Origin of the sequence: Burkholderia sp. Ac-20384, assembly GCF_017104605.1 — a bacterium.
In the GTDB taxonomy this organism is placed as follows: domain Bacteria; phylum Pseudomonadota; class Gammaproteobacteria; order Burkholderiales; family Burkholderiaceae; genus Burkholderia; species Burkholderia lata.
Map to the genome: position 1 here is coordinate 1 of NZ_JAAGPE010000639.1, position 1,583 is coordinate 1,583.

At 71.2% G+C, this 1,583-nt stretch carries 2 protein-coding genes and 1 pseudogene; 1 reads left to right on the forward strand and 2 read right to left on the reverse strand.

Features of this window, described 5'->3' with window-relative positions; all coding sequences use genetic code 11:
- A partial coding sequence (locus tag G3O00_RS42505) for a LysR family transcriptional regulator (RefSeq protein WP_206146579.1) occupies window positions 1-326 on the reverse strand: 326 nt, incomplete at its 3' end.
- A 112-nt stretch (window positions 327-438) separates the two neighbouring features.
- Between G3O00_RS42505 and G3O00_RS42510 the strand changes: the two genes are divergently transcribed.
- Window positions 439-1,077 (forward strand): glutathione S-transferase, encoded by a 639-nt coding sequence (locus G3O00_RS42510; RefSeq protein ID WP_174935805.1) that lies wholly within the window; start codon window positions 439-441, stop codon window positions 1,075-1,077.
- Window positions 1,078-1,132: 55 nt separating this feature from the next.
- Here G3O00_RS42510 and G3O00_RS42515 read toward each other — a convergent pair.
- A pseudogene (locus G3O00_RS42515) lies at window positions 1,133-1,583 on the reverse strand (MFS transporter); the annotation flags it as partial.

Sequence of the window (1,583 nt, forward strand, 5' to 3'; positions counted from 1 at the left end):
CTCGGCAGCACGCTGACGTTCAGCGTGACGTCACCGGTGCGCGGGCGGCTGCGCACGGAGAGTGCCGGCTCGAACGCGCGCTCGAGCACGCTGAGGCCCTGGCGCACCTGCAGCGCGAGCGCGTGCGCGGCGTGTGTCGGCGTCGCGCCGTTACGCTCGCGCGTGAAGAGCGGATAGCCGAGCTGCGCCTCGAGTGCGCGGATGTGCTGGCTGACGGCGCCTTGCGTGAGCGCGAGTTCGTCGGCCGCACGCGTGAAGCTCTGCAGCCGCACGGCGGTCTCGAACGCGCGCAGCGTCTGCAGCGGAGGAAGGTGGATGCGTCGCATGCGGGTATTAGTAACACTAATGCCCGAGCACGACAATTCATCGTTTGCGGCGGGCAGGCACGCGTTCCTACACTCGGTTCCGTCTTCCACAGCCCCGTCGGGCCACACCACCATGAACGCCTATCGTCTCTATCTTTCGCCGGGCGCCTGCTCGCTTGCCGCCCACATCGCGCTGGAGGAAACCGGCGCGCCGTTCGACGTCGAGATCGTCTCCGTGCAGCAGCAGCAGAACCTCGAAGCGCGCTATCTCGCGATCAACGCGAAGGCGCGCGTGCCGGTGCTCGCGATTCCGGGCGAGCCGCACGTGCTGACCGAAACGCCCGCGATCCTCACGTATCTCGCGCGCCGTTACCCGGATGCGCAATTGCTGCCGCTCGGCGATCCGCTGCGCGAGGCTCGGTGCCACGAGTGGCTCGCGTGGCTGGTCGGCTGGGTGCATGGCGTCGGCTACGGCGCGCTGTGGCGGCCGGGCCGCTTCATCGGCGATCCGGCGTTGCACGGCGAGGTCAGCGCGCACGGGCGACGCACGATCGAAGCCGCGAACGAAACGATCGAAGCAGCGCTCGCCGACGGCCGCCCGTGGGCCGAGCCGGGCGCGCATTCGATCGTCGATCCGTTCCTGTTCGTGCTGTATCGCTGGGGTGTCGCGATCGGGCTCGACATGACGCGGTATCCTGCGTGGACCGCCCACGCGCAGCGCGAGGCCGAACGACCGGCCGCCCGACGCGCGCTGGCGCGCGAAGCGGCCTGACGCAAGCTTGGGCGTCGCGGCGGGTGCCGCGATGCCCGCAGGCAACGCGCGGCCGCTAGCGCGCGGCGAACAGCGGATAGGTGGCGCCCGCGATCAGCGCGGCCACGAGCCACACGACGCTCCAGGTGCTTGCGGCGAGCAGCGGCGGGATCGCGAGCGGCGTCGCGAACAGCCCGAGATAGCAGACCGTGTTCGCCATCCCGAGCGCGGTGCCCGCGTGGTTCGCACCCGCAAGCGTCGCGAGCTCCGTGTACGCGACGCCGTGCCACGCCGACACGCAGATGCCGGCGAACACGAGCATCACGACGATCGCGGCGAGCGGCACGTGCGGGCTGCCGGCCGTTGCCGCGGCGAGCAGCGCGAACGACCCGGCCGCGACGAGCACCGAACGGCGCAGGTACGCGCGCCGGTTGCCGTGCCGGTCGGTATGGCGGCCGCTCCAGACGCGCGTCACCATCGCGCCGAGCTGCAGTACGACCATCGCCGCGCTGATGCCGGCAAGGCCG

Bases quoted from the DNA above. Each gene is read 5' to 3' on its own strand.
- G3O00_RS42510 (WP_174935805.1), top strand. From the start codon at position 439: ATGAACGCCTATCGTCTCTATCTTTCGCCGGGCGCCTGCTCGCTTGCC.